Source organism: Actinocorallia lasiicapitis (assembly GCF_054778695.1).
This window is the reverse complement of record NZ_BAAGZI010000607.1, coordinates 1-2,244: the sequence shown is the minus strand read 5'-3', so window position 1 is coordinate 2,244 and position 2,244 is coordinate 1. Positions and strand designations below refer to the sequence as shown.

Here is a 2,244-nt window from a genome sequence, read left to right as displayed (position 1 = left end):
GCAGCGGGACGGGCGCGGCGGGCGTCGGGCGCGGTGCGGGCGCGGCGGGCTCGGGCGCCTGCTCGATGATCACGTGGGCGTTGGTGCCGCTGATCCCGAACGACGACACCCCGGCCCGGCGCGGACGCCCATTCCGCGGCCACTCCCGAGCCTCCGTCAACAGGCTGACGTCGCCCTCGGTCCAGTCCACCTGACGGGTCGGCTCGTCCACGTGCAACGTCTTCGGGAGCACCCCGTGCCGCATCGCCTCGACCATCTTGATGATCCCCGCGACCCCGGCCGCGGCCTGCGTATGCCCGATGTTCGACTTGATCGACCCCAGCCACAGCGGCTGTTCCCGATCCTGACCGTAGGTCGCCAGCAGCGCCTGAGCCTCAATCGGATCACCCAGCGTGGTGCCCGTGCCATGGGCCTCCACCGCGTCCACATCCGAGCTCGACAGCCCGGCGTTGGCCAGGGCCGCCCGGATCACACGCCGCTGGGACGGACCGTTCGGCGCGGTCAGCCCGTTGGAGGCGCCGTCCTGGTTGACCGCGCTGCCCCGCACGATCGCCAGGACGGGATGGCCGAGGCGGCGCGCGTCGGACAGCCGCTCCACCACCAGCGTGCCGACGCCCTCACCCCAGCCCGTGCCGTCGGTGGAGGCCGCGAACGACTTGCAGCGGCCGTCCCTGGCGAGGCCGCGCTGGCGGCTGAACTCGATGAACGTCTCGGGCGTCGCCATCACCGTCACCCCGCCCGCCAGGGCCAGCGAGCACTCCCCGGCACGGAGCGACTGGGCGGCCAGATGCAGGGCGACTAGGGACGACGAGCAGGCCGTGTCCACCGAGATCGCCGGCCCCTCGAAGCCGAGGGCATAGGCGACGCGGCCCGAGACGATGGCGCCCGTGCTGTTGTTGAAGGTGTAGTCGTGGTACATCACCCCGGCGAACACCCCGGTGGGGCTGCCCTTCAGCGACGTCGGATCGATCCCCGCGCGTTCCAGGGCCTCCCACGACGCCTCCAGCAGCAGCCGCTGCTGCGGGTCGATGGTCAGCGCCTCGTTCGGGGAGATCCCGAAGAATCCCGCGTCGAACTCGCCCGCGTCGTAGAGGAAGCCGCCCTGGTCGGTGTAGGTGGTCTCGGCGCGCAGCCCCTCGGGGTCGTGGATGCGCTCCAGGTTCCAGCCCCGGTCGGTGGGGAACGCCGCGATGCCGTCGCCGCCCTCGGCGACCAGCCGCCACAGGTCGTCCGGAGATTGGACGCCGCCCGGGTAGCGGCACGCCATACCGATGATCGCGATCGGCTCGTCCCTGGAGGCGACGGTCGCGACCGGCGCGGTCTCCGCGACACCGGAGCCCAGCAGTTCGTCCCGCAGGAACCGGGCGAGGACGGGCGGGGTCGGATGGTCGAAGACGAGGGTGGCGGGCAGCCGCAGCCCGGTGACCTCGGTGAGGCCGTTGCGGAGTTCCACCGCCGACAGGGAGTCGAAGCCGAGGTCGCGGAACGCCCGGTCCTCGACGGCCCCCGCACCCGAATGGCCGAGGATCTTCGCGGCCAGGCCGCGGACCAGATCGAGCAGCGCTTCCTCACGGTCCTGGACGGGCAGCGCGGTGAGCTGCTCGCGGAACTGGGAGGCGGCGGCCGAACGGGAACCGGCGGAACGTCGGGACGGCCCGCGCACCAGGCCCCGCAGCACGGCCGGGACGTCGGCGGCGTGCTGGCCGCGCAGGTCCAGCCGCATCGGCACGAGCAGCGGATCGGGGTGGGTGAGGGCGGCGTCGAACAGGTCGAGGCCCTGCTCGACGGTGAGCCCGGTGGCGCCGGTGCGGCGCCTGTCCGTGTCGGTGAGGGTGGCGCCCATACCGGTTCCGGTGTCCCACAGGCCCCAGGCGAGGGCCTGTCCGGGGAGGCCGAGCGTGCGGCGGTGGGCGGCGAGCGCGTCGAGGGAGACGTTCGCCGCCGCGTAGGCGCCCTGGCCGGGGGCGCCGACCACACCGGCGGCGGACGAGAACAGGACGAACGCCGACAGATCCATCCCGAGAGTCAGCTCGTGCAGATGCCAGGCGGCGTCGGCCTTAGGACGCAGCACCTTGGCGAGCCGCTCCGGAGTCAGCGACGAGATCACACCGTCGTCCAGCACACCCGCCGCGTGCACCACCGCGCACAGGCGACGGCCTTCGAGCAGCCCGGCGACCGCGTCTCGGTCGGCGACGTCACACGCCGCCACCTCGACCTGCGCGCCCAACCCGGCCAGCTCGGCCA

The 2,244-nt window shown here is 73.2% G+C and carries 1 protein-coding gene; it reads right to left on the bottom strand.

Features of this window, described 5'->3' with window-relative positions:
• The coding region (locus tag ACYVE7_RS32825; RefSeq protein ID WP_460370316.1) for a type I polyketide synthase at nt 1-2,244 on the bottom strand (2,244 nt) is incomplete at both ends.